General features: G+C 76.9%; 2 protein-coding genes. Both read right to left on the bottom strand.

The genetic code is table 11. The features are described from left to right. Window positions 1-115 precede the first annotated feature (115 nt). Complete coding sequence (locus tag ACEPPI_RS40400) at window positions 116-928, bottom strand: ECF transporter S component (RefSeq protein WP_373920225.1); 813 nt, start codon at window positions 926-928, stop codon at window positions 116-118. A 113-nt stretch (window positions 929-1,041) separates the two neighbouring features. Then, on the bottom strand, window positions 1,042-1,861 hold an 820-nt coding region (locus ACEPPI_RS40395; protein ID WP_373920224.1), incomplete at its 5' end, for an ATP-binding cassette domain-containing protein.

Here is a 1,861-nt window from a genome sequence, read left to right as displayed (position 1 = left end):
AGGGGACCCGCCTACCCCCTCCGAGGGGGTGCCCGGGGGCCGTCCGGGTACTACGACACCGCTTCGTATGTGACCTGGGTCCTATGGGACGGCTCACCGCCACACCCCCCGGATCTCACCGATCGTGACCGGCCGTGTCCCCCTCGGAAAGGGGATCCGGGGCGGACGCGCCCTCCCGCCCGAAGGAGACGGGGGCGTCGAAGGCGGCCTTCCGCGTGGCCCGCCGCAGTGCCTTCAGCAGGGTGGCCCCGAGGGCGAGGGTCAGGACGACGGTCAGCGCCGCCCGCCCCAGGTCCCAGCCCAGCGAGGTCGCCGCGCAGTACGCGACGAAACGCGCCAGGTTCTGCGCCACCGGGTCGCCGGGGTGGAAGGAGACCCCCTGGCCCATGCCCTGCAGGAGCACCCAGCCCTGGAGGTTCATGACCGTGCCGTACGCGAACGAGCCCAGGAACCCGTACGCCGCCAGCATCGCCAGCTCGGCCCGCCCCCGGACCCTCTCCGGGCCGGGCAGCAACCCGGCGCCGAGCGAGAACCAGCCCAGGGCCAGCATCTGGAACGGCATCCACGGCCCGACCCCACCGGTGAGCAGGGCCGACGCGAACATGGTGACGGAGCCCAGGACGAAGCCGAACCCCGGACCGAGGACCCGGCCGCTGAGCACCATCAGGAAGAACATCGGCTCCAGCCCGGCCGTGCCCGCGCCGAGCGGCCTCAGGGCCGCCCCCACGGCAGCGAGCACGCCCAGCATCGCCACCGCCTTGGCGTCCATCCCCTGGTCCGCGATGGTCGCCACGACCACCGCCACCAGCAGGGGCAGCAGCGCCGCGAACAGCCACGGGGCGTCCTGGGAGTGGGCCAGGCCCGACTGGCGGTCGGCCAGCAGGGGCCAGCCGAAGGCGGCGATGCCGATCAGGGTGACGAGGACCAGGGCCGCGGCGGCACGCGGACCGACGCGGACGGGGCGGCCGGGGCGGAGGGGGCGGGCAGGGCGGCCGGAGCCGCCGGAGCCGCCGGTGTCCGGGAGGCCGGGGGCGGGGCGGTTCACGGGGTTCCTCCGAGGGCCGCGGCCACCTGGGACACCGTGAGCCAGTGCCCCGGGGCCAGGATCTTGGCCACCTGCGGGGCGAAGGCGGGGGAGGAGACGACGACCTCGGCCGTAGGGCCGTCCGCGACGACCTCGCCGCCCGCCAGGATCACCACCCGGTGGGCGAGCTCGGCCGCCAGCTCCACGTCGTGGGTGGCCAGCACGATGGCGTGCCTGTCCGCGGCGAGCCCGCGCAGCAGCCCGACCAGCCGCGCCTTGGCGGCGTAGTCCAGGCCGCGGGTGGGTTCGTCGAGGAGGAGCAGGGCCGGCCGGCCGGTCAGGACCAGAGCGAGGGCCAGGGTCAGCCGCTGGCCCTCGGACAGGTCCCGGGGGTGGGTGTCGTCCGGTACGCCGGGCAGCAGGGCCGCGACCAGGTCACGGCAGGTCCCGGGGGCGGCGTCGGCGTCGGCGTCGGCCGCGGCGCACTCTGCGGAGACGGTGTCGGCGTAGAGGAGGTCGCGCGGCTCCTGCGGGACCAGGCCCACCCGGCGCACCATCTCCCGCGGCGGGGTGCGGTGGGGCGCGCGGCCGGCGACGGTCACCTCGCCGGCCGAGGGGGCCAGGGTGCCGATCAGGGATGCGAGGAGGGTGGACTTGCCGGCGCCGTTGCGGCCCATCAGGGCGACGGTCTCGCCGGGGGCGACCGAGAGGGTGACGTCCCGGAGCACCTCTGCGCGGGGCCCGCGGCGCACGCGGAGGTCGCGGACGACGGCCGCCGGGGCGGAGCCCGGGGCCGACGGGTCCGCCGCGCGGGTCCCGGGGGCGGGACGGCGCCCG

The organism is Streptomyces sp. AB3(2024), from assembly GCF_041862025.1.
GTDB lineage: Bacteria > Actinomycetota > Actinomycetes > Streptomycetales > Streptomycetaceae > Streptomyces.
Note: the sequence above shows the minus strand (reverse complement) of the source record. Positions and strands in the feature narration are given on the sequence as shown.